21 protein-coding genes are annotated in these 21,785 nt (G+C 73.3%); 10 read left to right on the forward strand and 11 right to left on the reverse strand.

Annotated features, from left to right (window positions below; translation table 11 throughout):
* The first annotated feature begins 96 nt into the window (after nucleotides 1-96).
* The 3 genes from ACYVK5_RS14410 (at nucleotide 97) to ACYVK5_RS14420 (ending at nucleotide 2,529) form a co-directional block, all read left to right on the forward strand.
* Entirely contained in the window at nucleotides 97-939 is an 843-nt protein-coding gene (locus tag ACYVK5_RS14410; RefSeq protein ID WP_460706109.1) for a F510_1955 family glycosylhydrolase, read from the forward strand.
* A gap of 268 nt (nucleotides 940-1,207) precedes the next feature.
* Nucleotides 1,208-1,588 (forward strand): BlaI/MecI/CopY family transcriptional regulator, encoded by a 381-nt coding sequence (locus tag ACYVK5_RS14415; RefSeq protein WP_460706111.1) that lies wholly within the window; start codon nucleotides 1,208-1,210, stop codon nucleotides 1,586-1,588.
* Entirely contained in the window at nucleotides 1,585-2,529 is a 945-nt protein-coding gene (locus ACYVK5_RS14420) for a M56 family metallopeptidase (protein WP_460706113.1), read from the forward strand. Before ACYVK5_RS14415 ends, ACYVK5_RS14420 begins: the two co-directional genes overlap by 4 nt.
* 35 nt (nucleotides 2,530-2,564) lie before the next feature.
* On the opposite strand, the gene ACYVK5_RS14425 is transcribed toward ACYVK5_RS14420, so the two are convergent.
* The 5 genes from ACYVK5_RS14425 to ACYVK5_RS14445 form a co-directional block, all read right to left on the reverse strand.
* The gene (locus tag ACYVK5_RS14425) at nucleotides 2,565-3,605 is read right to left on the reverse strand and encodes an ornithine cyclodeaminase (protein ID WP_460706115.1); all 1,041 of its coding nucleotides are present in this window, start codon (nucleotides 3,603-3,605) and stop codon (nucleotides 2,565-2,567) included.
* The gene (gene ddaH, locus ACYVK5_RS14430; protein ID WP_460706117.1) at nucleotides 3,602-4,528 is read right to left on the reverse strand and encodes a dimethylargininase; all 927 of its coding nucleotides are present in this window, start codon (nucleotides 4,526-4,528) and stop codon (nucleotides 3,602-3,604) included. The genes ACYVK5_RS14425 and ddaH overlap by 4 nt, the downstream gene beginning before the upstream one ends.
* Before the next feature lie 146 nt (nucleotides 4,529-4,674).
* Entirely contained in the window at nucleotides 4,675-5,043 is a 369-nt protein-coding gene (locus tag ACYVK5_RS14435) for a GNAT family N-acetyltransferase (RefSeq protein ID WP_460706119.1), read from the reverse strand.
* A 187-nt stretch (nucleotides 5,044-5,230) separates the two neighbouring features.
* Nucleotides 5,231-7,444 carry a catalase/peroxidase HPI gene (gene katG / locus ACYVK5_RS14440; RefSeq protein WP_460706121.1) on the reverse strand — a complete coding sequence of 738 codons (2,214 nt, stop codon included), beginning with the start codon at nucleotides 7,442-7,444 and terminating at the stop codon, nucleotides 5,231-5,233.
* A gap of 31 nt (nucleotides 7,445-7,475) precedes the next feature.
* On the reverse strand, nucleotides 7,476-7,886 hold the full coding sequence (locus ACYVK5_RS14445; RefSeq protein ID WP_460706307.1) for a Fur family transcriptional regulator: 411 nt from the start codon (nucleotides 7,884-7,886) through the stop codon (nucleotides 7,476-7,478).
* A 277-nt stretch (nucleotides 7,887-8,163) separates the two neighbouring features.
* On the opposite strand from ACYVK5_RS14445, the gene ACYVK5_RS14450 reads away from it, so the two are divergent.
* A complete protein-coding gene (locus tag ACYVK5_RS14450) occupies nucleotides 8,164-9,444 on the forward strand; it encodes an AI-2E family transporter (RefSeq protein WP_460706123.1) in 1,281 nt (426 codons plus the stop codon).
* 72 nt (nucleotides 9,445-9,516) lie between these two features.
* Here ACYVK5_RS14450 and ACYVK5_RS14455 read toward each other — a convergent pair whose 3' ends face one another.
* The 5 genes from ACYVK5_RS14455 to ACYVK5_RS14475 form a co-directional block, all read right to left on the reverse strand.
* Nucleotides 9,517-10,827: an RNA polymerase sigma factor gene (locus ACYVK5_RS14455; RefSeq protein WP_460706125.1), complete on the reverse strand. Its 1,311-nt coding sequence runs from the start codon at nucleotides 10,825-10,827 to the stop codon at nucleotides 9,517-9,519.
* Nucleotides 10,824-11,210: a YciI family protein gene (locus tag ACYVK5_RS14460; RefSeq protein ID WP_460706127.1), complete on the reverse strand. Its 387-nt coding sequence runs from the start codon at nucleotides 11,208-11,210 to the stop codon at nucleotides 10,824-10,826. Before ACYVK5_RS14460 ends, ACYVK5_RS14455 begins: the two co-directional genes overlap by 4 nt.
* Before the next feature lie 87 nt (nucleotides 11,211-11,297).
* On the reverse strand, nucleotides 11,298-13,436 hold the full coding sequence (locus ACYVK5_RS14465) for a HelD family protein (RefSeq protein WP_460706129.1): 2,139 nt from the start codon (nucleotides 13,434-13,436) through the stop codon (nucleotides 11,298-11,300).
* A gap of 332 nt (nucleotides 13,437-13,768) precedes the next feature.
* Complete coding sequence (locus ACYVK5_RS14470) at nucleotides 13,769-14,626, reverse strand: formate/nitrite transporter family protein (protein ID WP_460706131.1); 858 nt, start codon at nucleotides 14,624-14,626, stop codon at nucleotides 13,769-13,771.
* 231 nt (nucleotides 14,627-14,857) lie between these two features.
* Nucleotides 14,858-15,349 carry a winged helix-turn-helix transcriptional regulator gene (locus tag ACYVK5_RS14475; protein WP_460706133.1) on the reverse strand — a complete coding sequence of 164 codons (492 nt, stop codon included), beginning with the start codon at nucleotides 15,347-15,349 and terminating at the stop codon, nucleotides 14,858-14,860.
* A 142-nt stretch (nucleotides 15,350-15,491) separates the two neighbouring features.
* On the opposite strand from ACYVK5_RS14475, the gene ACYVK5_RS14480 reads away from it, so the two are divergent.
* The 6 genes from ACYVK5_RS14480 to ACYVK5_RS14505 all read left to right on the forward strand — a co-directional run bounded on the left by ACYVK5_RS14480 (nucleotide 15,492) and on the right by ACYVK5_RS14505 (nucleotide 20,950).
* Entirely contained in the window at nucleotides 15,492-16,337 is an 846-nt protein-coding gene (locus ACYVK5_RS14480; RefSeq protein WP_460706135.1) for an NAD(P)H-dependent oxidoreductase, read from the forward strand.
* An 8-nt stretch (nucleotides 16,338-16,345) separates the two neighbouring features.
* Nucleotides 16,346-17,209 carry an alpha/beta fold hydrolase gene (locus tag ACYVK5_RS14485; RefSeq protein ID WP_460706137.1) on the forward strand — a complete coding sequence of 288 codons (864 nt, stop codon included), beginning with the start codon at nucleotides 16,346-16,348 and terminating at the stop codon, nucleotides 17,207-17,209.
* A complete protein-coding gene (locus tag ACYVK5_RS14490) occupies nucleotides 17,202-17,831 on the forward strand; it encodes a TetR/AcrR family transcriptional regulator (protein ID WP_460706139.1) in 630 nt (209 codons plus the stop codon). Before ACYVK5_RS14485 ends, ACYVK5_RS14490 begins: the two co-directional genes overlap by 8 nt.
* A gap of 28 nt (nucleotides 17,832-17,859) precedes the next feature.
* On the forward strand, nucleotides 17,860-18,555 hold the full coding sequence (locus tag ACYVK5_RS14495; RefSeq protein ID WP_460706141.1) for a hypothetical protein: 696 nt from the start codon (nucleotides 17,860-17,862) through the stop codon (nucleotides 18,553-18,555).
* A 5-nt stretch (nucleotides 18,556-18,560) separates the two neighbouring features.
* Nucleotides 18,561-19,013: an anthrone oxygenase family protein gene (locus tag ACYVK5_RS14500; RefSeq protein ID WP_460706143.1), complete on the forward strand. Its 453-nt coding sequence runs from the start codon at nucleotides 18,561-18,563 to the stop codon at nucleotides 19,011-19,013.
* 170 nt (nucleotides 19,014-19,183) lie between these two features.
* Entirely contained in the window at nucleotides 19,184-20,950 is a 1,767-nt protein-coding gene (locus tag ACYVK5_RS14505) for an FAD-dependent oxidoreductase (protein ID WP_460706145.1), read from the forward strand.
* Here the strand turns inward: ACYVK5_RS14505 and ACYVK5_RS14510 are convergent.
* On the reverse strand, nucleotides 20,901-21,749 hold the full coding sequence (locus ACYVK5_RS14510; protein ID WP_460706147.1) for an SDR family oxidoreductase: 849 nt from the start codon (nucleotides 21,747-21,749) through the stop codon (nucleotides 20,901-20,903). The two genes, ACYVK5_RS14505 and ACYVK5_RS14510, sit on opposite strands and share 50 nt — an antisense overlap.
* Nucleotides 21,750-21,785 lie beyond the last annotated feature (36 nt).

Genomic DNA, 21,785 nt, shown 5'->3' on the forward strand with positions numbered 1-21,785 from the left:
GCCCCTGGGGGCGACGGCGCCGAGCGCCCGCCCATCCCCTGAACTACTAGCCGATATAGTAGGTCGGATTCTGGCGACGATCGAGAGGCCCTGACCATGTCCCTGCCGAGCCCGGCACGCACCCTGATTCTCCTGCCCCTTGCTCTCCTGGCGTTGGCCGGATGCGGTTCCGGCGGCGCCGCGTCGTCGGGGGGCGAGGACGCGCCGGTCATGGAGCACATCCACGGGATCGACGTGGACCCCGCGGACGGCACCGTCTACGCCGGGACGCACTACGGCCTGTTCCGGGTGGGCGACGACGGCCCCGAGCTGGTGGGCGGGCACGTGCAGGACTTCATGGGGTTCACGGCGGCCGGGCCAGGCCACTTCCTGGCCAGCGGTCACCCGGGTGAGGGGCAGGGCGGGCCGAGTTCGGTGGGGCTGATCGAGAGCACGGACGGCGGCGAGTCCTGGACGGAGGCGTCGCTCGGCGGCGAGGCCGACTTCCACGCACTCGAATACCGCCACGACCGGGTGTACGGACTCAACGCGATGACGGGCCAACTCCTGACCAGCGACGACCTGGAGACCTGGGAGGAACTCACCCGCACCCCGATGGCCGACTTCGCCGTGGACCCCCGGTCCGCCGACGTGATGGTCGCCACCACCCAGGACGGCCCGGCCCGCAGCACCGACGGCGGACGAACCTTCGAGGTCGTGCCCGCCGCGCCGCTGCTGGTGCTGGTGACCTGGGCCGAGGACGGCACGCTCGTCGGGGTCACGCCCGAGGGAGTGGTCCACACGACCGGCGACCCGACCGGTGACTGGACCGAACGAGGGCGCCTGGACGGGCAGCCCGAGGCCCTCACGGCGATCTCCGCCTCGCAGATCTACGCGGCGGCGGGCGGCACGGTGCTGCTCTCCGACGACGAGGGCGAGACGTTCTCCGAACTGGGATAGCCACGTCGATGCGGCAGATCGAACCGGAGTCGTCTTGCCTCCGGCCGACTGAACGAAAGGGCGAAGCCATGATGATGTGGGACGGCGGCTGGAGCTGGGCCATGTTGCCGATGATGCTGCCCGTGATGGTGTTCTGGGGTGTGGTGGTCCGGCTGATCGTCCTCCCGTGAGGACGTCCGTGAGCGCATCCACCAGCAGGGGCGATCAGGGGCGAAGCTCGCCGACGACGGCCCTGCGGATACCATCCGTTGCGGAAGCGAGGTGAACGATGCGACGACTCGGTGAGCTCGAGGCCGCGGTCATGGACGTGCTGTGGTCGGCGGCGGGGCCGCACACGGTACGGGAGGTGCTGGGAGGCCTGGCGCGTGACCCGGAGCCGGCGTACACGACGGTCATGACGGTGCTGGACAACCTGCACCGCAAGGGCGTGGTGGTTCGTGAGCGCGTCGGGCGCGCGTGGGCGTACGAGGCGGCGCAACCACGTGAGGAGTACGACGCCGAGTCGATGGCCTCGGTGCTGGAGACGACATCCGACCGGGACGCGACCCTGCTGCGCTTCATCGGCAAGATCCGGCCCGAGGAACTGGCACGCCTGCGGGCGCTCATGGACTCCGGCCAGGAGCGAACCGGTCGGGCGGACCCGGCGTGACGACGGCGCTGGTCCTGCTCGCCTACGCGGGCGCCCTGGCCGCGGGTGGCCCGCGGCTGATGGACCGCGCCCGATGGACCCGGGACGCACCGCGACTGGGAATCATCACCTGGCTGACGCTCGCCGCATCGGTGGCGTCGGCCGTCGCACTGGCCGGGATCGCGATCGTCATGCCCATGGACGGTTTCCACGGCGGGCCGGCCGGCATCGTCGCCGCCTGCGTCGCCGCGCTCCGGTCCGCCTACGGCCCGATCGCCGGGCCCACCCTGGCTGTTCTCGCCGCGATGCTGACCTGGTTGGTCCCGCTGCTCCCGGTCGCCGCGGGCGCGATCCAGGCCCGCCGCACGGCCGCCGAACGCGCCCGCCTGCGAGCGCACCTGACCCCGGCCGCCTTCGACCCGGCCGTCGGCGCGTACGTGGTCCCCGCACCACGCCCCGCCGCATACTGCCTCCCCGGCTCGGGCGGCACCATCGTCGTCACCTCCGGGGCGATCGACCTCCTGGACCGGCCCGCACTCGACGCCGTCCTGGCCCATGAGCGCGCCCACCTCGCCGGACACCACCACCTCCTGGTGGCCGCAGCGCGCGCAGCCCGTAGCGTCCTGGGCATGCTGCCGCTGTTCGCCGTCCTGCCCGACAGGATCGGCCAGCTCGTCGAACTCGCGGCCGACGACGCCGCATCCCGGACATCCGGCCGCCGGACCCTGGCCCGCAGCTTGCTCGAGGTCGCCACCGCCCGCACCACCCACGCCGGCGCGCTCGCCGCCGGTGGTGGCGACACGGCCGCCCGCATCGAACGACTCCTCCAGGAGCCCACCCACACCAGCATCGTCGGGTTCGGCACCATCCTCGGCGGCAACGCCACCGCGATCGCCGCTCCCCTCCTGGTGACGGCCATCCCGATCCTGACCACGGTCAGCATGGTCTGCTGCCCCATCTGACACCTGGCGTCTGACACCTAACGCCGGTCAGCCGGTCAGCCCTCCGCGACCAAGGAGAAGAGATCCTTCGGGTCCTCCGGCTCCGCGATGAGGTCCAGGTGGGTCAGGAGCTCCGGAGACGTCGCCCCGACGTCCGCCGCCACGAACTTCAGGGTGGTCCAGTCCTCCACCGCGAAGCCGACCGAGTCCCACACCACCAGTTCGTCGTCCGAGCGGCGGCCCGGCTTCGCGCCGGTGACGACCTCCCACAGCTCCGTGACCGGGAAGTCCGGCGCCTGCTTCTGGATCTCGCCCTCGATGCGGGTCTGCTCCGTGTGTTCCACGAAGACGCTCGCCCGCGCGATCGTGGCCGGCTCCAGCTCCGTCTTGCCGGGGCAGTCGCCGCCGATCGCGTTGACGAGGACGCCGGGGTTCGCGCGGTCGCGCAGCGCGGCGTCGGACAGCACCACCGCGTTGCGCTTGTCCGCCGTGCAGGTGGTGACGACGTCGGCGCCGCGGGCGGCCTCGGCCGGGTCCTCCGCGATCACGACGTCGAACCCGAGGGCCTTCGCGTGCCGCGCGAGCTTCTCCGACGCCGCCGGGTCGACGTCGAACACGCGCAGGGTCTCGATGCCCAGCTCCGCGCGCATGCCCAGCGCCTGGAACTCGGCCTGCGAGCCGGCGCCGATCATCGCCATGACCCGCGAGTCGCGACGTGCCAGGTACCGGGCCGCGAGCGCCGACGCCGCCGCCGTGCGCAGCCCGGTGAGCAGCGTCATCTCGGCGAGGAAGGACGGGTAGCCGTTGTCGACGCGGGCGAGCATGCCCACGGCGGTGACGGTCTGGAAGCCGCGGGCGGGGTTGGCGGGGTGGCCGTTGACGAGTTTGAAGCCGTAGGTCTCGGCGTCGGCGGTGGGCATGAGCTCGATGACGCCCTCGGCCGAGTGGGTGGCGATGCGGGGGCGCTTGTCGAGGCCGGGCCAGGCCGCGAAGTCGCGATCCATGGCGTCGGTGAGGCCGGCGATGACGGCTTGCGGGCCGCGGCGGGCGGCCCAGCGGGCGGCGCCGGCGACGTCGAGGAAGGGGACGGTGGTCATGCGGGCACCTCCTGGAGGTGGGTTGCTGGCTCGGTGGCGGGCTCGGCCACGGCGTCAGGCCGCAGTTCGAGGGTGCAGCACTTGACGGAGCCGCCGCCCTTGAAGAGCTCGGACAGGTCGACGGGGACGACGTCGAAGCCGGCCGCGGCGATGTCGTCGGCGAGGCGGCCGGCGCGGTCGGTGAGGAAGACGTTCTTGCCGTCGGAGACGACGTTGAGGCCGAGCACGGCGGCGTCGTCGTCGGACGCGATGATGGCGTCGGGGTAGAGCCGCTCCAGCGTCTTGCGGGACTCGGCGGTGAACGCCGACGGCAGGTACGCGATCAGCGGCGGGTTGCCGCCGGCGCCGGTGTCGAGCACGGCGAGCGCGGTGTCGAGGTGGTAGTAGCGCGGGTCGACGAGTTCGAGGGGGACGAAATCGATCCCCTGCGCGGCGAGTCCGAGGCGGCGGGCGGCCTCGTCGTGGGCGGCGCGCGTGGTGCGGAAGCCGTGGCCGGCCAGGAGCGTGTGGCCGACCAGCAGCAGGTCGCCCTCGCCCTCCTGGGTCTCCCCGGACTGCCCGGCGGCGGTGATGCCGCGGCCGCGGGCGGCGGGGCCGGTGAACCAGGCGTCGTAGGCGGGGCCTTCCTTGGCTCGCTCGGGGTAGGTGAAGCGCGCGGCGAGCGCCTGCCCGCCGACGACGATGCCGCCGTTGGCGGCGTACACCATGTCGGGCAGGCCGGGTTCGGGGGCGATCACGTCGACGGTGTGGCCGCGGGTCTCGTAGGCCCGCTTGAGGGTCTCCCACTGGGCCAGGGCGCGCGCGGTGTCGACGGGGACGCTCGTGTCCATCCAGGGGTTGATGGCGTAGACGACGTCGAAGTGCTCGGGTGGGCACATGAGGAAGTGCCGGTTCGCGGCATGGCGCGTAGCTGTGTGCGTCATGCCTGCGACGGTATCGAGCGCGGTGTTGCGCGACGGCGGTGTTTCGTTGCGTTGTCGCGGCGAGTTCCGGGGCGGATCGGGCCGGCTGCGCAACGGATCGCCGGCGGGGTATCGCCGCAGCCCACGCGGGGCGGCCGGCGACGCGGCTACTTCGCCTCCGCGGGAGAGGCCGTGGCCGGCACGAGGCGCAGATGTCCGACGGCGGGACGTGGGTCGGTGTGCAGGAGCGCGTGCGTCTCGACGTCGTACCGGACGCCGTCGTACAGCAGCTTGCCGCGCTCGACGCCCTCGGGGGTGAAGCCGGCGCCGGTGGCGACGGCGCAGGACGCGGGGTTGTTCACGCGGTGCCCGAGCTCGAGCCGTTCCAGCCCCCGTTCGTCGAAGGCCCAGCGGGTCAGCGTCGCGAGCGCACGCACCGCGAGGCCGCGGCCCCGGGCTTCGGGGAGCAGCCAGTAGGAGACCCATCCGGTGCGGTGCCCGGACCGCCGGCCGCATGTCCTTGTTCCCCACCACATCCGCGGGCAGTTGCGTCGCCAGATCGGGAACCGCGGCTGCGGTGAGAAGGGCGGGAGCGTCGTCGTCGGACCACGGTCTCAGGATGGCGGGCACCCGCAGAAACGTACTGGACGACGGCGGCGCCGGCACGCGTTTTCGTGTCGGCGCCACCGTCGTGCTCGGCGCGGGTCGTGGACCAGCGGGGTGTTACTTCTTCAGGTCGAAGCGGTCCAGCTCCATGACCTTCTGCCAGGCGGCGGCGAAGTCGCGCGCGAACTTCTCCTTGGCGTCGTCGGCGGCGTACACCTCGGCCAGGGCGCGCAGCTCGGAGTTCGAGCCGAACACGAGGTCGACGCGCGACGCCGTCCACGTGCCGTCACCGGAGGTGTACGTCTTCTCCTCGGCGTCCGGCTTCCACTCGATGCCGAGCTCGAGCAGGTTGGCGAAGAAGTCGTTCGTCAGGGTGCCGGGCGCGTCGGTCAGGACGCCGGCGTTCGAGCCGTCCCAGTTGTTGCCGAGCACGCGCAGGCCGCCGACCAGGACCGTCATCTCCGGGGCGGTGAGGCCCAGCAGGTTGGCGCGGTCGATGAGCAGGTACTCGCTGGGGAGCTTGAGGAAGCCGCTGTCGTAGTTGCGGAAGCCGTCGGCCACGGGCTCCAGCCAGGCGAAGTTCTCCGCGTCGGTCTGCTCCTGGGTGGCGTCCACGCGGCCCGGGGTGAAGCCCACCTCGACGTCGACGCCGGCAGCCTTGGCGGCCTGCTCCACGCCCACGCCACCGGCGAGGACGAGCACGTCGGCGAACGAGAGCCCGGACGACGCCGCGATCTCCTCCAGCTTGGCGATGACGGGCGCGAGCTGCTCGGGCTGGTTGACCTTCCAGTCCTTCTGCGGCGCCAGGCGGATGCGGCCGCCGTTCGCGCCGCCGCGCTTGTCGGAGGTGCGGTGCGTGGCCGCGGCCTTCCACGCGGTCGAGACGAGCTGCTGCACCGTCAGCCCGGAGTCCGCGATGGCCTGGCGAGCCGCCGCGATCGCGGCGTCCGACGTGTCCGCGGACTGCTCCGGCAGCGGGTCCTGCCAGGCGAGGTCCTCGGCCGGTACCTCGGCGCCGAGGTACCGGGCCTTCGGGCCCATGTCACGGTGCGTCAGCTTGAACCAGGCGCGGGCGAACGCGTCCGCGAACGCGTCCTGGTCGGCCAGGAAGCGGCGCGAGATCGCCTCGTAGGCCGGGTCCACGCGCAGCGACAGGTCGGTGGTGAGCATCGTCGGCAGGCGCTTGGCACCGCCCTCGTTCGGAGCGGGGATGACGGCCTCGGCGTCCTTCGCGACCCACTGGATCGCGCCGGCCGGGGAGGTGGTCTGCTCCCACTCGTACGCGAAGAGGTTCTCGAAGAAGGAGTTGCTCCACTGCGCCGGGGTCTGGGTCCAGGTGACCTCCAGGCCCGAGGTCAGCGCGTCCTCCAGGACGCCGCTGCCGTGACCGTTCTTCCAGCCGAAGCCCTGCTCCTCCAGCGGCGCCGCCTCCGGGTCCGGGCCCTGCAGGTCGTCCCCGTGGGCGCCGTGCGTCTTGCCGAAGGAGTGGCCGCCCGCGATCAGCGCGACCGTCTCCTCGTCGTTCATGCCCATGCGGCGGAACGTCTCGCGGATGTCGCGGGCCGCGGACACGGGGTCCCCGTTGCCGTTCGGGCCCTCCGGGTTGACGTAGATCAGGCCCATCTGGACCGCCGCGAGCGGCGCCTCCAGGTCGCGGTCGCCCGTGTAGCGCTCGTCGTCCAGCCAGACCTTCTCCGGGCCCCAGTAGACGTCGTCGTCGGCCTCCCACACGTCCGGACGGCCGCCGGCGAAGCCGAAGGTCTTGAAGCCCATGGACTCCAGCGCCACGTTGCCGGCCAGGATCATCAGGTCGGCCCACGAGATCGACTGGCCGTACTTCTTCTTGACCGGCCACAGCAGGCGGCGCGCCTTGTCGAGGTTGCCGTTGTCGGGCCAGGAGTTCAGCGGGGCGAACCGCTGCTGGCCCGCGCCGCCGCCGCCGCGGCCGTCGTGCGACCGGTACGTGCCCGCCGAGTGCCAGGCCATCCGGATCATCAGGCCGCCGTAGTGCCCGTGGTCCGCCGGCCACCAGTCCTTGGAATCGGTCATGACGGCCGTCAGGTCCGCCTTGACCGCGTCCAGGTCGAGGGCCTCGAAGGCCGCCTGGTAGTCGAAGTCCGCGTCGAGGGGGTCCCGCTCGGCGGTGTGCTTGGCCAGGATCTTCAGGTTCAGCCGATTCGGCCACCACTCGGTGTTGGCGTCGCCGCGCGTCGGGTGCACGCGGCCCGCGCCGTGCGCGACGGGGCACTTGCCCTCGGCGCTCCCGGACGATGTCGCGGGCGTGTTCTCCGTCGGGGCGACGGGCTTGGTCTCAGCCGTGCTCTCTGTCATGGGGGACTTCCTTCCAGGTACGCGGAACCGCTCATTCGGTCGTGGCACGGCACTCGGGGCACAGTCCCCAGTAGACGACCTCCGCCTCGTCCACGGCATAGCCGTGATCGTCCGCCGGGGTCAGGCACGGGGCCTCGCCGACCTCGCAGTCGACGTCGACGATCGCGCCGCAGCCGCGGCACACCAGGTGGTGATGGTTGTCCCCGACTCGCGTCTCGTACCGTGCCGTGGCCCCCGACGGCTGGATGCAACGCACCAGGCCGGCGGCGGTCAGGGTGTGCAGCGAGTCGTAGACGGCCTGGTGGGAGACATCGGGCAGGTCCTCGCGCGCCGCCGCGAGCAGCTCGCCCGCGTCGGCGTGCGGATGCCCCGCCACGGCGGCCAGCACCGCCACACGTGGCCGGGTCACGCGCAGACCCGCCTCGCGCAGCCGCTGCTGCATCCCCTCGGTCGTGCTCACGCCCCCAGTCTCACCCCTTTTCCTGAACGAGTCAAAAGAAGCACGTACGACGACGGCGCCTGGGGACGGCCGCCCGCTCGGTGTCCGACCGCCGGGCGGATGATCGGTACGACGACGAGTGATCGGCAGCTCGAACTGCCTGCTCGAACTGCCGATCACTCACGAAGGGACCGACCGCACAGGCCCGTCGGACCGCGCCCCCGCTCCCACGCCGGACTTTGCTCCTCCATGTCGGACATTCCCGCTACGGTTGCGGCCCATGACTGCGAGTCCCCCCAATCTCACCGAAGAAGCCGACGACGCCCCGGCCGTCGTCGGGCAGCAGCCCGACGGCACGACGGACGACGTCGGGCAGCGGATCGGCCCGGCAACGGACGACGCCGGGAGGCCCACCGACGCCACCACGGACGACGCCGATCCGGGCGACGGTGCACCGGAGACGCCCGGCCCCGGATCGGCCGGGTCCAAGCATCCGCCGCGGTGGCTGCCGCGAGCCCTGGCCCTGGGGATCGTCGCCGTGTTCGTCGGGATCTTCGCGTGGAACGCGCTCGGGGCGCTCAAGAGCCTGTGGGTGGCGATCCTCATCGCGTTCTTCCTGTCGCTCGCGCTCGAGCCCGCGACCGTGTGGCTGGTGCGGCGCGGCTGGAAGCGGCCGGCCGCGGCCGCGGTCACGCTCGTCGGGTCGCTCGCCGTGATCGTCGGGGTCATGGCGCTGTTCGGAAACCTGTTCGTGCAGCAGGTCGTCGAGCTCGGCCGCACCCTGCCCGAGTACTACGGGACGCTGCGCACGTTCGTCCTCGGGTTCGTCGACCTCCCGCTTCCCCGGCAGGAAGACCTGGTCGGGCAGGGCCTGGACCAGTTCGGCAGCGACCTCGCCGCCAGCGCGCTCGTGGTCGGCAGCGCCCTGCTCAGCGGACTGTTCTGGTCCATCACCATCCTGCTGGTGGCGTTCTACCTGCTCGCGGCCGGCCCGCGGTTCCGGCGGGCGGTGTGCCGCTGGGTGCCCACGGACTACCAGGACGAGGTGCTGCACCTGTGGGGCGTGGTGCAGCGCAAGGTGTCCGACTACATCGACACCCGGCTCGTGCTCGCCCTCATCTCCACGGTCGTGACCTGCGTCTTCCTGCTGATCCTGCGTACGCCGTACGCGATCCCGCTGGCGGTGTTCGTGGGCGTGGTGTCGCAGTTCGTGCCGACCATCGGCGCCTACCTGGGCGGCGCGCTGCCCGTCATGGTGGCGCTCACCGGGCAGGGCCTGTGGCAGGCGGGGGCGGTGCTGGTGTTCGTGGTGGCGTACCAGCAGGTGGAGAACCTCTGGCTGGCGCCCATGCTGTCGGAACGGGCGCTGGAGATGAACGCGGCGGTCAGCCTGCTCGTGGTGCTGGCGTTCGGCGCGGTGTTCGGCGCGCTGGGAGCGTTCCTCGCGCTGCCGGTCGCCGCGACGATCCAGGCCATGGCGACGACGTACCTGCAGCGGCACGAGCTGATCGAGTCGGAGATGTTCCGCGACCCGGAGGACAAGTGGGTGGCGGCGGGCTGAGGCCGCTCCCAGGCTCCCGGGCTCCCAGGCACGAGGTTGCTTTCACCGAACGCGGCCGAAGCGAAAGCAACCTCATGCCTCGCGGCAGCTACCGCGGCGGGCCGCCAGGAACGCCCGCGCCGCGGGATCCGTCGTCAGGGCGACCGCCTTGTCGTACGCCGCGGAAGCCGCCGGGTCCCCCGCCTCGGCGAGCAGGTGCGCGCGGACGGCCCACCAGGGCTGGAACCGTTCCGCGGCCCGGTCGCCCGCCGCGATCGCGTCGAGCTCGGCCAGCCCGGCGCCGGCCCCGTCGACCCGGCCCCGCACCGCCGCGCCAGCGACCCGACTCCCGAGCGTCGGCGCCACCACGACCAGCGCCCGGTGCAGTGTGAGCAGCGCCGGCCAGTCGGTGGCGCCGGCGCGGGCGCAGTGGGCGGACTGGATCGCCGCCTCCAGCCGGAACCGGCCCGGCGGGTCGTCTCCGGCGAGCGCCCGCCGCAGCAGCGCCTCCCCGCGGGCGATCAGCTTCCGGTCCCACAGCGCCGGGTCCTGTTCCTCGAGGGGAACCAGCGCGCCGTCGCGCACCCTGGCCGCGGCTCGCGCGACCGAGAAGCACAGCAGCGCGGCCAGTCCGAGCGGTTCGGGCTCGGGCAGCAGGTCCGCCAGCAGCAGGGCGAGCACGAGCGCCTCGCCGGTGAGAGAGTCGCGCACCTCGGGCGCGGCGCCGCGCCAGTCGATCGCGTACGCGCCGTAGACCGCCTCCAGCACGGGCGGCAGGCGGTCGGGCACCTCCTGGCGGCCGGGGACGCGGAACGGGATGCGGGCGTCGCGGATCCGCCGCTTGGCCCTCACCAGGCGCTGGGCCATGGTCGGCGTTGGCACGGCGAACGCCCGCGCGATGTCCCGGGCCTCCACGCCGAGCACGGTCTGGAGCATGAGAGGGGTACGGATCCCGGCCTCCACGGCGGGGTGCGCGCAGACGAACATCAGCTCCAGCCGCCGGTCGCCGATCTCGCCCGGGTCGGGCTCCTCGGCGGTGACGGCGGGCTCGCCGGCGGTGACGCCGCCGGAACGGGCAGTGCCGCGCGACGCCGCGCCGGGCGACGCACCCCCGCCCGCACCACCGTCGGACAGCGGCACATCCCTGAACGACGCCGCCCGGTACAGATCCCGCAGCCGGTTGCGGGCCACGGTGAGCAGCCACCCGTCCGGGTTGCGCGGCACGCCGTCGTCGGGCCACGTGGCCAGGGCGCGCTCGAACGCGTCGGCGAGGGCGTCCTCGGCGCGGGCGATGTCGCCGTCGCGGGCGGCGAGCAGCGCGAGCAGGCGCCCGTACGAGGTCCGGGCGGCCGTCTCCGCGGCAGCCCGGGCCTCGTCGGCGCCCAAGTCGGCGCCTGGGCTCACCCCAGGCCCTCCATGGCGGTCCAGGCCCCGTCCGCGAAGTGGGTCGCCGACGGACGCACCTCGACGCTCCCCCACTGGACCGAGGGTGCCTTGGCCGCCCAGGCGATCGCGGCGTCCAGGTCCGGCACGTCGATCACGAACGTGCCGCCGAGCTGCTCCTTCGTGTCGGCGAAGGGTCCGTCCTGGACGCGCAGCTCGCCGTCGCGCACCGCCACGGTGGTGCTGGCCGACGACGGCTGCAGCACCTCGGCGGACAGCAGCACGCCCGCGCCGTCCAGCGCCTTGGCGTACGCGTCGAACGCGTCCTGGCCCTCGCTCCAGCCCTCGGAGCCGATGTCCTCGGGCGTCATCTCCGGGTAGTGCAGCAGGATCGTGTAACGCATGATGTCGTTCCTTCCGATGTCGTGCGACTGCGTGGACACCGAGGTGACGATCGAGCGGGCGGCCGATCGACAGGTACGACGACGACGTTACCGCCGGGCCCCGCTCACGGCACCGAGCTCCGGCGGGAGATCGCCCGCGTGGAGCACGACCAGCGACGTCACGGCGCGCGTGAGGCAGACGTACAGGCGCCGCAAGCCGGTCACGCGGCCGGGCTCGCCCGCCACGATGCCGGCGGGGTCGGCGAGCACGACGTGGTCGAACTCCAGGCCCTTGGCCAGGGAGGCCGGGACGAGGTCCAGGTGCGCGTCGAACTCGGTGAGGTCGGCCTGGGCGCCGGCGCCCTCCGCGGGTTCCTCGCCGACGACGGCGAACGCCGGCCCCGCCCGGGTCAGGTCCGCGCGGGCGGCGGCGAGACCGTCGTCGGGCACGATGACGCCGATGGAACCCGCCGCACCGGCCAGCCCGGAGACGACCGGTCCGAGCGCCTCGGTGGTGAGCGTGAGCTGCCCGCGGGCGCGGCGCACGGCGACCGGCGGCTCGAGGTCCGGCGCGATGTGCGGCAGGAGGCGGGCCGCGAAGTCGATGACGTCGCCCGGGACGCGGAACCCGGCGGTGAGTTCCTCGACGTGCCCGCCGGGCTGGCCGAGGTGGTCCAGGGCCTCGGTCCACGAGGTGCTCGCCCACGGCGTGGTGGCCTGGGCGAGGTCGCCGAGCACGGTGAGCGAGCCGGCGCGGGCGCGCCTGCCGAGCGCGCGCAGCATCATCGCGGACAGGTCCTGGGCCTCGTCGACGACGATGTGTGCCAGCGAGGTGGCACGGTCGAGCAGGTCGGCGATCTCGTCGAGCAGGACGAGGTCCGCGAGCGTCCAGCGGGCGGAGCCCGGCATCCGGGGCGGGCGCTCCCACAGCAGGGCCTGCTGCTCGGCGGGCGTGAGGTCCGCGCCGGCCGCCGTGGCGAGGAACTCCGCGTCGGACAGCAGCCGGTGCAGGAGCTTGGCGGGTGTCACGGCCGGCCACAGCTCCGCCGCGTACTTCCGCACGGCGGGGGTGCGGGCGATCCGGTCCCACGCCGTCTCGTCGAGCGCGTCGCCGGACGCCTCGATCTGCAGCAGGATCCGGTGCGCCAGGGCGTGGCGGAGGTGCCCGCGGCCGTCGTCGTACCGCGGTTCCCGCCCGACCACCCGCACCATCGCCTCGCGCGCCTCGTGGGCGGGCACGCGCCAGCGGCGCGAGCCGCGCGGCAGGACCAGGGGCTCGGTGGGCTCGACGAGGTGCGACCACAGGGCGCGGCGCAGCACGCCGGCCATCCGGGCGTCGCCCTTGAGCGTCGCGACCGCCGCGGGCTCGGTGCCGCGCAGCCGGCCGTGGTCCGCGACGAGCTCGGGGATCGTCGTCTGGGTCGCGTCGATCTCGCCGAGCGCGGGCAGGACGTCGCGGATGTACCGCAGGAAGGACCGGTTCGGCCCGACGACGAGCATCCCCCGCCGCGTCACCTGCTCCCGGTGCGCGTACAGCAGGTACGCCGCCCGGTGCAGCCCGACCGCCGTCTTCCCCGTCCCGGGCGCCCCTTGCACGACGACGGTCCGGTCCAGCCCGGCACGCACGATGACGTCCTGCTCGGGCTGGATCGTGGCGACGATGTCGCGCATCGGGCCGGTGCGGGGCCGCTCGATCTCGGCCTCCAGGATCGCGCTGCGGGCGGCGGGGCGGTCGGCGGACGGGTGCGGGGCGTCGCCGGGCCGCGCGGCCGGCGCGTCGATCGCCTCGTCCTCGTACCCCGTCAGGACGCCGCGAGCGAAGCCGTAGCGACGGCGGACCGCGAGGCCCATCGGCTCGGTCCGGCTCGCCCGGTAGAAGGGGACGCTGACGGGTGCGCGCCAGTCCACGACCAGCGGGTCGCCCACCTGGTCGGTCACGTGACGGCGCCCGACGTGGAACGTCTCGCCGCCGGACCCGGCCGTGTGGTCGATGCGCCCGAAGAACAGCGGGACCTCAGGGTCGTCGGCGAGCTGGGCCAGCCGGCGGGCGAGCGTCGCCTCCAGCATCTCGGCCCCGAACGCGTCGCCCGCCAGCCCCGCACCGAGGGAGGCGGTGCGTTCGCGCATCCGGGCGAGGCCGGCGCGAGCCTCCGCGAGGAACTCCCGCTCCCGTTCCAGTTCCTCCCCTTCCCGCTCGGCCCCTGCGCCGCGGGTGTGCTCGGCCGTCCGGGATGCAGCGCCAGACACGGGGAACCTCCTGAAGGGTGGCGAGGGGGAAACCGCCCGAGCCTACCGGCGGAAGCATCACGACACCCAGCGATTTCCCCCGCGGCGTCCGCATCCCCCGCGGCGTCCGCACCGCTCCCCTCCCTCGTTCCCTCGCTCGCGAGCCATGAGGTTCCTTGCGCAGCACGAGGTTGCTTTCGCCTCAAGCCGTTGAGACGTAAGCAACCTCGTGGCCGTCAGTCGGCCTCGTGGTTGTCGACGGGCGGGCGCCGTCGAACCATGAGGTTGCTTGCGCCTCAGGCCGTTGAGACGTAAGCAACCTCATGGTTCGTCAGCAACCTCATCGGTCGAGATCAGCTGACGAGCTCCTTCTCCCGGTCCGACGACGACGTGGCGGCCGGCGACGCCGGTGCCGCGTCCGTCCGCCTGCCGTGGGCGAGGTACAGGGTGAGGCCCACGAAGGTGAACCCGCCGACGAGGTTGCCGACCACCGTCGGGATCTCGTTCCACAGCAGGTAGTCGCTGACGGTGAAGTCGGCGCCGAGCAGCAGGCCGGACGGGAACAGGAACATGTTCACGATCGAGTGCTCGAAGCCCATGTAGAAGAACAGCATGATGGGCATCCACATCGTGATGACCTTGCCCATCACGCTCTTGCTGATCATCGCCGCGGCCACGCCGGTGGAGACCATCCAGTTGCACAGCACGCCGCGCACGAACAGCGTGAGCATCCCGGCGGCGCCGTGGTCGGCGTAGCCGACGGTGCGGCCTTCGCCGATGGTGCCGATCGCCTGCCCGACGGCGTCCGGCTCGGTGGAGAAGCCGTACGTGAAGTAGATCGCCATCAGCACGGCGACCAGGAACGCCCCCGCGAAGTTCCCGACGAACACCAGGCCCCAGTTGCGCAGCATCGCGGGCCACGTCACCCCGGGCTCGCGGTTCAGCCACGCCAGCGGGACCAGGGTGAACACGCCCGTGAGCAGGTCGAAGCCCATCAGGTAGAGCAGGATGAAGCCGACCGGGAACAGGATCGCGCCGGCCAGCGGGTTCTCGGTGCGGACGGAAACCGTGACGGCGAACGCGGCCGCGAGCGCCAGGATCGCGCCGCCCATGAAGGCGCGTACGAGCGTCTCCCGGGTGGACAGGAACACCTTGGAGCGGCCGGCGTCGATCATGGCGGTGACGAGGTCCGTCGGTTTGACGTAGGTCATGCGGTCTCCGGGTGTAGGGACCCGCTAGGGCGGGCCGGCGTCTCGGGTCTGCCACGAAGAGTGCCGGGTGAACGGTTTCCGCCGACACCCGCGGGCGTAACCTCTCTGGCACGGAGATCTCACCGTCCGGGCGGGGCGGTGTGAGATCGGGGCGGGTGCGGGCCCGGGTTCATCGCGGAGCTGCTGCGGCCGGGCACGCCCAGCAACTGACTCTCGTTCAGTGGCCGGGGGTCAGCAGGTGGCCGCGAGGCGGTCCGCGTAGGTCTTGCCCCAGCGGTTCAGGTCCTCGACCAGTCCGGCGAGGGACTCGCCCAGCGGGGTGAGGGAGTACTCCACGCGCGGCGGCACCTCCGGGTACACCTCGCGGTGCACGATGCCGTCCGCCTCCAGGTCGCGCAGCTGCCGGGTCAGCACGCGCGGCGTCACCGGGCCGACGGCGCGGTTCAGCACGCCGAACCGCAAGGGCCCGCCGAGCAGGTGCTTGACCACGGTCATCTTCCACGACCCGCCCACGACGGCGATCGCCACCTCCACCGGGCACGCCTCCGCGGCACGGCGGACCGGCTCGCGCATCGCGGGGTGGGATCCCGCGTCCGCCGTCCCGGTCGCCTCTGTCGCCTGCGCGCTTCGCGCCGCCGGTGTCGTTGCCGGCGGCGCCGTCCTCGTCCCCGGTGCCGTCGCGACCATCTGCTCCGCCTGTGCCGTTGTCGCCTCGGCTGTCATGGCCCGCTCCTTCCGTGTAGCGCTCTGACCTGCACGCTATCTGTTCCGTCACTACTGGACGAGAAAGTGCGTACTTGTCACCACGGTACCGCGGCGCGAGGCTGGGAGCACCCGTCCGGCCACCACGTGAAGGAGACCCGCCGTGCGCATCCTCTGGGTCCTCGCCCATCCCGACCCCGCCTCCCTCAACGCGCGGCTTCGGGACGCCGTCGTGCCGCGGCTGCGCGAGCTCGGGCACGAGGTCGTCGAGTCCGACCTGTACCGGATGGGGTTCGATCCGGTGCTCACCGCGGCGGACCTGCTCGGCGACCCTCCGCAGCCCGGCACGCCGGTCTCGGACTGGCAGCGCACCGGCCACGAGGAGGGGCGCCTGGCGTCCGACATCCGCGCCGAGCAGGCCAAGATCCGCGGCTCCGACCTGCTCGTGCTGCAGTTCCCGCTGTGGTGGTACGGCGTCCCGGCGATCCTCAAGGGCTGGATCGACCGCACCCTGGTCAACGGCTTCGCCTTCGGGGTGGTGGACCCCGCCACGGGGCACGTCCGTAAGTACGGCGACGGCGGCCTGGCCGGCCGGCGCGGCCTGGCGGTGGTCAGCGCGGGCGACCGGCCCGGAGCGCTCGGGCCGCGCGGCATCAGCGGGCACATCGACGACGTGCTCTGGCCCGTGCTGCACGGCACGTTCCACTACACGGGAACCGCGCCGCTGCCCGCCCACCTGCTCAGCAGCGTGCACCACTGGCCGGGCGGGCAGTTCGCGCGGGAGGTGGACCGGCTGGTCGAGCGCGTCCACGGGGCCGGGGACGAGACGCCGATCCCCTACCGCACCCTGGCGGGCGGCGACTACGGCGAGGACTACGCGCTCCGCCCGGACATCGCCCCGGGCCTGACGGGCAACGAGGCCCACGTGGCTCATCCGGCGCGCGTGCAGGCGGAGCGGTCGGCAGCCCCAGCCTCTTGCAGAAGCTGGCTAATGTGCGTAGCTTTTTAGCTATGGACATGAGCATCAACACCCTGCGGCGCCCCGAGGGCGCCATCGCCTACACCGATACCGGCTCCGGACCCCTCGTCGTGGCCGTGCCCGGCATGGGCGACCTCCGCTCCACGTACGACGACGTCGTCCCGGCGCTCGTCGAGGCCGGGTACCGCGTCGCGGTCGCCGACCTGCGCGGCCACGGCGACTCCGGCACCACCTTCCGCACCCACGGCGACGACGCGACCGGCACCGACCTCCTCGCGCTCGTCGAGCACCTCGGCGCCGGGCCGGCCGTGCTGCTCGGCAACTCCATGGGCGCCTCGGCCGCCGTGTGGGCCGCCGCCGAACGGCCCGACCTGGTCCGCGGTCTGGTCCTGATCAGCCCGTTCCTGCGCGAGACCGTCTCGCCCGGCACGCAACGGCTCCTGCGGGTGCTCTACCGCGTGCTCTTCGCCGGGCCGTGGGGCGCCGCCGCGTGGGCGTCCTACTACTCGTCGATCACGAAGGGGCGCCGCTCACCGCGGCACGCCGAGCACGTCGCCGCCGTCCGCCAGGCAATGCGCGAGCCCGGACACCTGCGGTCGTTCCGGAACCTGGCGGTGGCCCTGGACCACTCGGTCGTCGAGGCGCGCATCGGCGAGGTCGGCGCCCCGGCGCTCGTCGTCGTCGGCGAACTCGACCCGGACTACGACGACCCCGCGGCCGAGCTCGACCGGATGACCGAAGCCCTCAGCACCCCCGCCACGACCGCCCTCCTCGTCCCCGACACCGGGCACTACCCGCAGCACCAGGCGCCCGACGTCGTGGTACCCGCCGTGCTGCGGTTCCTCGCCGGCCTCGGGGAGACCGCGACGCGGCCGGCGCAGGACGGCGGGCACGTTGCCTAGGGCCGGCCTGTCGCACGACGCCGTGGTGCGGCTCGCATGCGACGTCGTCGACACCGCGGGCCCGCGCGGGTTCGCCGAGCTCACCCTCGCGAAGGTCGCCGCCGAGGCCGGCGTCGCACCGCCGAGCCTCTACAAACACGTGGGCTCCCTGGCCGCCCTGCGGCGGGAGGTCGCCGTGATCGCCGTCCGGGAGCTCACGGCCGCGGGAACGACGTCGACCGTCGGGCGGGCCGGGCCCGACGCCCTCCGCGCGCTCGGGCACGCCTGGCGCCGCTACGCCGTCGCGCATCCGGGGCGGTACGCCGCCACGCAGATCGGCGCCGACCCGGACGACCCCGCCGACGCCCCGCTCCGGGAGGCGGGAGCCGAGAGCGTCCAGGCCGTCGCGTCCGTGCTGCACGGGTTCGGCCTCCCCGACGACCAGCTGGTCGACGCGATCCGCGCCGTCCGCTCGAGCGTGCACGGGTTCGTCGTGCTGGAACTCGGCGGCGGCTTCCGGATGCGCGAGGACGTCGACCGGAGCTTCGACGCGCTGCTCACGATGCTCGTCGCGGGCGTCGAGGCGCTCGCCCGGCAGGACGGCGCACCCGGCGACCCCGAGAATCCGGGCCCGCCTGACTGACCCCTCACCCCACTCCCCAGGAGCCCCCATGACCACCGCACGCCGGACCCAGACCGCCTTCCTCGCCGCCGGCCTCGCCTTCCTGCTGTTCCCCGTACTGCGCCCCTGGCCCGACGAGACCACCGCCACGGCCGGCCTCGCCGTCGCCTTCGCGTCCGACCGCTGGGTCCTGGCGCACCTGAGCGGGATCCTCGGACTCGGCTTCCTCGCCCCCGCGCTGCTCGGCCTGCGCAGCGTCCTCGCCGGGGCCGCCGGCACCGCCGCGACCACGTGGGCGCTCGTGGCCGCGTGGGCGGGCGCCGGGTTCTCGTCGCTCTACTTCGGCGCGGAGATCTTCGGCATCCGTACCCTCGCCGAGGCCGCTCTCTCGTCGGGCGACGTCGCTCGGATTCTCGCCGACGCCGACCCGATGCTCGCCGACGTCGAGACGCTGCGCATGCAGCCGTGGGCCGTGGCCCTCTTCGGCACGGGCCTGCTGCTCCTCGCGGCGGCGGGGGTGCTCCTCGCCGTAGCGCTGTTCCTCGCGGGACGCGGGCGGGACACCTGGGAACGATGGGCCGGCGTCCCGCTCGCCGTCGGCCTGCTGCTCCTCCTGCCCCAGTTCTACGGCGGGCCGGAGATCCGGATCGCGCACGGCGTGCTCGTGGCGGCGGGCTGCGTCCTGACCGCCGCCGCGGTCCGGCCGGCGACCGTTGCAGCCCGCGAGCGCGCACCGCTAGCGTGACGCCCATGTACACGGTGCTCACCGTCGCGTCCGTGGCCCTTCTCGGGCTGTCGGCCGGTGTCTTCCACGCGTTCTCGTCGTTCGTCATGAGCGGCCTCGACCGGGCCGGCGACCGGGTCGCGGGCGAGGCGATGACCGGCATCAACGACACCGCCGTCCGCCCCGCGTTCATGAGCGTGTTCTTCGGGGCGCTCCTGGTCCCGGCGGCGACCGGCGTCTACGGACTCGTCGCCGACGACGGCGGAGCGGCCTGGGTCCTCGCCGCGGCCGCCGTCTACCTGGTGGGCGCCTTCGGCGTCACCGTCGCGCGCAACGTGCCGCTGAACAACCGGTTGCTGACAGCCGCCGACAAGGCGGCGGCCTGGCGCGACTACTACCGCCCGTGGACCGCCTGGAACCATGTGCGGACCGTCGCCTCGGCCGCCGCGACGGTGCTGGCGGCGATCGGGCTGCTCTGAACCCGTGGACGACGACGGGCGGGCACGGGCCGGGGCCGCGCGCCTGACGCGCGCACGATGCGCCGTGGCAGGCCGATTCGCTCGGAGCGCACTGTTGCGTCCTGCATCGACGAATGTCAATATAGAGCCATGTCGATACAGCGCTTCTCCCGGCGACGGAGGTCCTGGCGATGACGGAGCACTCCGAGAACGGGCCGACGGCGCCCCGGATCGTCGTCGTCGGCTCGGTCGCGGCCGGGACGTCGGCCGCCGCGAAGGCCCGCCGCAACACCGAGGCGGCCCGCATCACGGTGTACGAGCGTGACCACGACATCTCCTACTCGGGCTGCGGCCTGCCGTACTTCGTGGGCGGCGAGGTCGAGCACATCGACCGGCTCACCCCGCGGGACCCGGCCTGGTTCGCGGCGCGGTACGGCGTCGAGGTGCGCACCGGGCACGAGGTCGTCGCGGTCGACGCCGCGGCACGCACCGTGACGGTGCGGGATCTGGCCACGGGCAGCACGTTCGACGACGGCTACGACGAGCTCGTCCTCGCCACGGGTGTGCGTCCCGTGATCCCGCCGATCCCCGGCATCGACGCGCCGGGCGTCTTCCCGGTGCGCACCCCGTCCGACGCGCGGGCGATCGACGTGTGGATCCGCGACCGCGACGCGCGGCGCGCCCTGATCGTCGGGGCCGGGTACATCGGCCTGGAGATGGCCGAGCAGCTCACCTCCCGCGGCCTGGAGGTGACCGTGGTCGAAGCGCTCGAGCACGCGATGCCGCGCATGGACCCGGACATGTCGGCCCGGGTGGACGCCGAGCTGCGCAAGTACGGCGTCGACCTGCGGGTGTCCACGGCGGTGACGGGGATCAGCACCGGCCAGGACGGCGTGACCGGCGCGGACGTCCAGGGGCCGGACGGCACCGCCGGCCACGTGGCCGCCGACCTGGTGATCGCCTCGGTGGGCGTGCGCCCCGGCACCGAGCTGGCACGGCAGGCCGGGGCCGAGCTCGGGCCCACCGGAGCCGTCCGCGTCGACCGGCGGCAGCGCACCACCGTGGACCACGTCTGGGCGGTCGGGGACGTCGCGGAGTCGTTCCACGTCGTCACGGGCGAGCCCGTGTGGGTGCCGCTGGGTTCGACGGCGAACAAGACCGGCAGGATCGCCGGCGACGCCATGACCGGCGGGGCGCTGGAGCATCGCGGCATCCTCGGCACCTCCGTGGTGCGGGTGTTCGACCTGGGTGTCGCGCAGACGGGCCTGACCGAGCAGCAGGCCCGCGCCGCCGGGTACGACGTCGAGGTGCTGCACAACATCAAGCCCGACCGCCCCGAGTACCTCGGCGGGCGCCCGCTCGTGATCAAGGCGGTGGCGGACCGGGCCTCGGGCCGGCTGCTGGGCGCGCAGGCGATCGGGGCGTCCGGCGCGGACAAGCGGATCGACATCCTGGCCACGGCCATCACGTTCGGCGCCGACGTCGCCGACCTGTTCCACCTCGACCTCGCCTACTCCCCCACCTACGCCACCACAAAGGACCCGGTGCACTACACCGGGATGGCCCTGACGAACGCGATCCACGGCCAGGCGCCGCTCATCACCCCGGCCGAGCTGGACCGGCGCCGCCGCGACGGGGAGAAGCTCCAGGTCGTGGACGTGCGCTCCGCCAAGGACCGCGCGAAGTCGGCCGTTCCCGACTCCGTGCACATCCCGCTGGCCGAGCTGCGCACACGCGCCGCCGAGCTGGACCCGGCGCTGCCGACCGTGACGTACTGCAACAAGGGCGTCACCGGTAACGCCGGGCAGAACGTGCTGCGCAACCTCGGGTTCACCGACGTCGCCAACCTCTCCGGCGGCAACCAGAACTACCAGGCGCACGCCGCGCTGGGCCGCGGCCGGCCCGCCGTCACGTCCCGCGCAGCAGGTCCGCCAGGCTCGTCGGCGGGGTGCCGGTGAGCCGCTCGACGGTGTCGGTCACGACGTCGAGCTCGCCGGCCGCGATCGCGGTGTACGTCGACAACCACGCCTCGACCTGCCAGTCCGGCGCGCCGTAGGGCTCGCGGGAGGCGTACGCCTCGTCGAGGGTCTCGTCCTCGTACGTGGTCGCGCGACCGGTCGCCTGCGCGATGACACGGGCGATCTCGGTCAGGGTGAGCGCCTCGGGCCCGGTGAGGTCGTAGGTACGGCCCGCGTGCGCGTCGACGTCGCGCAGGACGGCCGCGGCGGTCCGGGACGCGTCCGCCCGCGCGACCGCACCCACCCGGCCGTCGCCGGCGGGTCCCCGGATGACGCCTTCCTCACCGGCGAACAGCGGGAAGACGTCGAGGTAGAACGAGTTCCGCAGGAACGTCCACGCCATCGGCGAGGCGCGCAGGTGCTGCTCGGTCGCCCAGTGGGTGCGGGCCAGGGTGAACGTGGCGTCCTCGGCGGCGCCGAGGAACGACGTGTAGACGACGTGCCGCACCCCCGCGGACGCGGCGGCGTCGATGAAGGTCCGGTGCTGGTCGAGCCGGTCCGCGCTCTCGGCGGCCGACACCATGAACAGCACGTCCGCCCCGCGCAGGGCCTCCGTGGCTGCGCCGCGGTCCCCGTAGGACGCCTCCACGACCTCCCCGGCATCGGCCGGCGCGCGCTCGGCGTCGCGCACGACGAGGCGGATCGGGAGCCCCGAGTGGCGCAGGTGCTGGAAGACGGCTCCGCCGATGTATCCGGTCGCGCCGGTGATCGCGAGGGTCGGGTGCTCGTTCGTGGCCATGCCTCATCTCATCGGGCGACAGCGCCGGGCGCAACC

The organism is Myceligenerans halotolerans, from assembly GCF_054782975.1.

Excerpts from the sequence above, each read along its gene's own strand:
- ACYVK5_RS14410 (WP_460706109.1), top strand. The coding sequence starts at position 97 with ATGTCCCTGCCGAGCCCGGCACGCACCCTGATTCTCCTGCCCCTTGCT.
- ACYVK5_RS14415 (WP_460706111.1), top strand. The coding sequence starts at position 1,208 with ATGCGACGACTCGGTGAGCTCGAGGCCGCGGTCATGGACGTGCTGTGG.
- ACYVK5_RS14425 (WP_460706115.1), bottom strand. The coding sequence starts at position 3,605 with ATGACCACCGTCCCCTTCCTCGACGTCGCCGGCGCCGCCCGCTGGGCC.
- ddaH (WP_460706117.1), bottom strand. The coding sequence starts at position 4,528 with ATGACGCACACAGCTACGCGCCATGCCGCGAACCGGCACTTCCTCATG.
- ACYVK5_RS14435 (WP_460706119.1), bottom strand. The coding sequence starts at position 5,043 with ATGTGGTGGGGAACAAGGACATGCGGCCGGCGGTCCGGGCACCGCACC.
- katG (WP_460706121.1), bottom strand. The coding sequence starts at position 7,444 with ATGACAGAGAGCACGGCTGAGACCAAGCCCGTCGCCCCGACGGAGAAC.
- ACYVK5_RS14445 (WP_460706307.1), bottom strand. The coding sequence starts at position 7,886 with ATGCAGCAGCGGCTGCGCGAGGCGGGTCTGCGCGTGACCCGGCCACGT.
- ACYVK5_RS14450 (WP_460706123.1), top strand. The coding sequence starts at position 8,164 with ATGACTGCGAGTCCCCCCAATCTCACCGAAGAAGCCGACGACGCCCCG.
- ACYVK5_RS14460 (WP_460706127.1), bottom strand. The coding sequence starts at position 11,210 with ATGCGTTACACGATCCTGCTGCACTACCCGGAGATGACGCCCGAGGAC.
- ACYVK5_RS14470 (WP_460706131.1), bottom strand. The coding sequence starts at position 14,626 with ATGACCTACGTCAAACCGACGGACCTCGTCACCGCCATGATCGACGCC.
- ACYVK5_RS14475 (WP_460706133.1), bottom strand. The coding sequence starts at position 15,349 with ATGACAGCCGAGGCGACAACGGCACAGGCGGAGCAGATGGTCGCGACG.
- ACYVK5_RS14485 (WP_460706137.1), top strand. The coding sequence starts at position 16,346 with ATGAGCATCAACACCCTGCGGCGCCCCGAGGGCGCCATCGCCTACACC.
- ACYVK5_RS14495 (WP_460706141.1), top strand. The coding sequence starts at position 17,860 with ATGACCACCGCACGCCGGACCCAGACCGCCTTCCTCGCCGCCGGCCTC.
- ACYVK5_RS14500 (WP_460706143.1), top strand. The coding sequence starts at position 18,561 with ATGTACACGGTGCTCACCGTCGCGTCCGTGGCCCTTCTCGGGCTGTCG.
- ACYVK5_RS14505 (WP_460706145.1), top strand. The coding sequence starts at position 19,184 with ATGACGGAGCACTCCGAGAACGGGCCGACGGCGCCCCGGATCGTCGTC.
- ACYVK5_RS14510 (WP_460706147.1), bottom strand. The coding sequence starts at position 21,749 with ATGGCCACGAACGAGCACCCGACCCTCGCGATCACCGGCGCGACCGGA.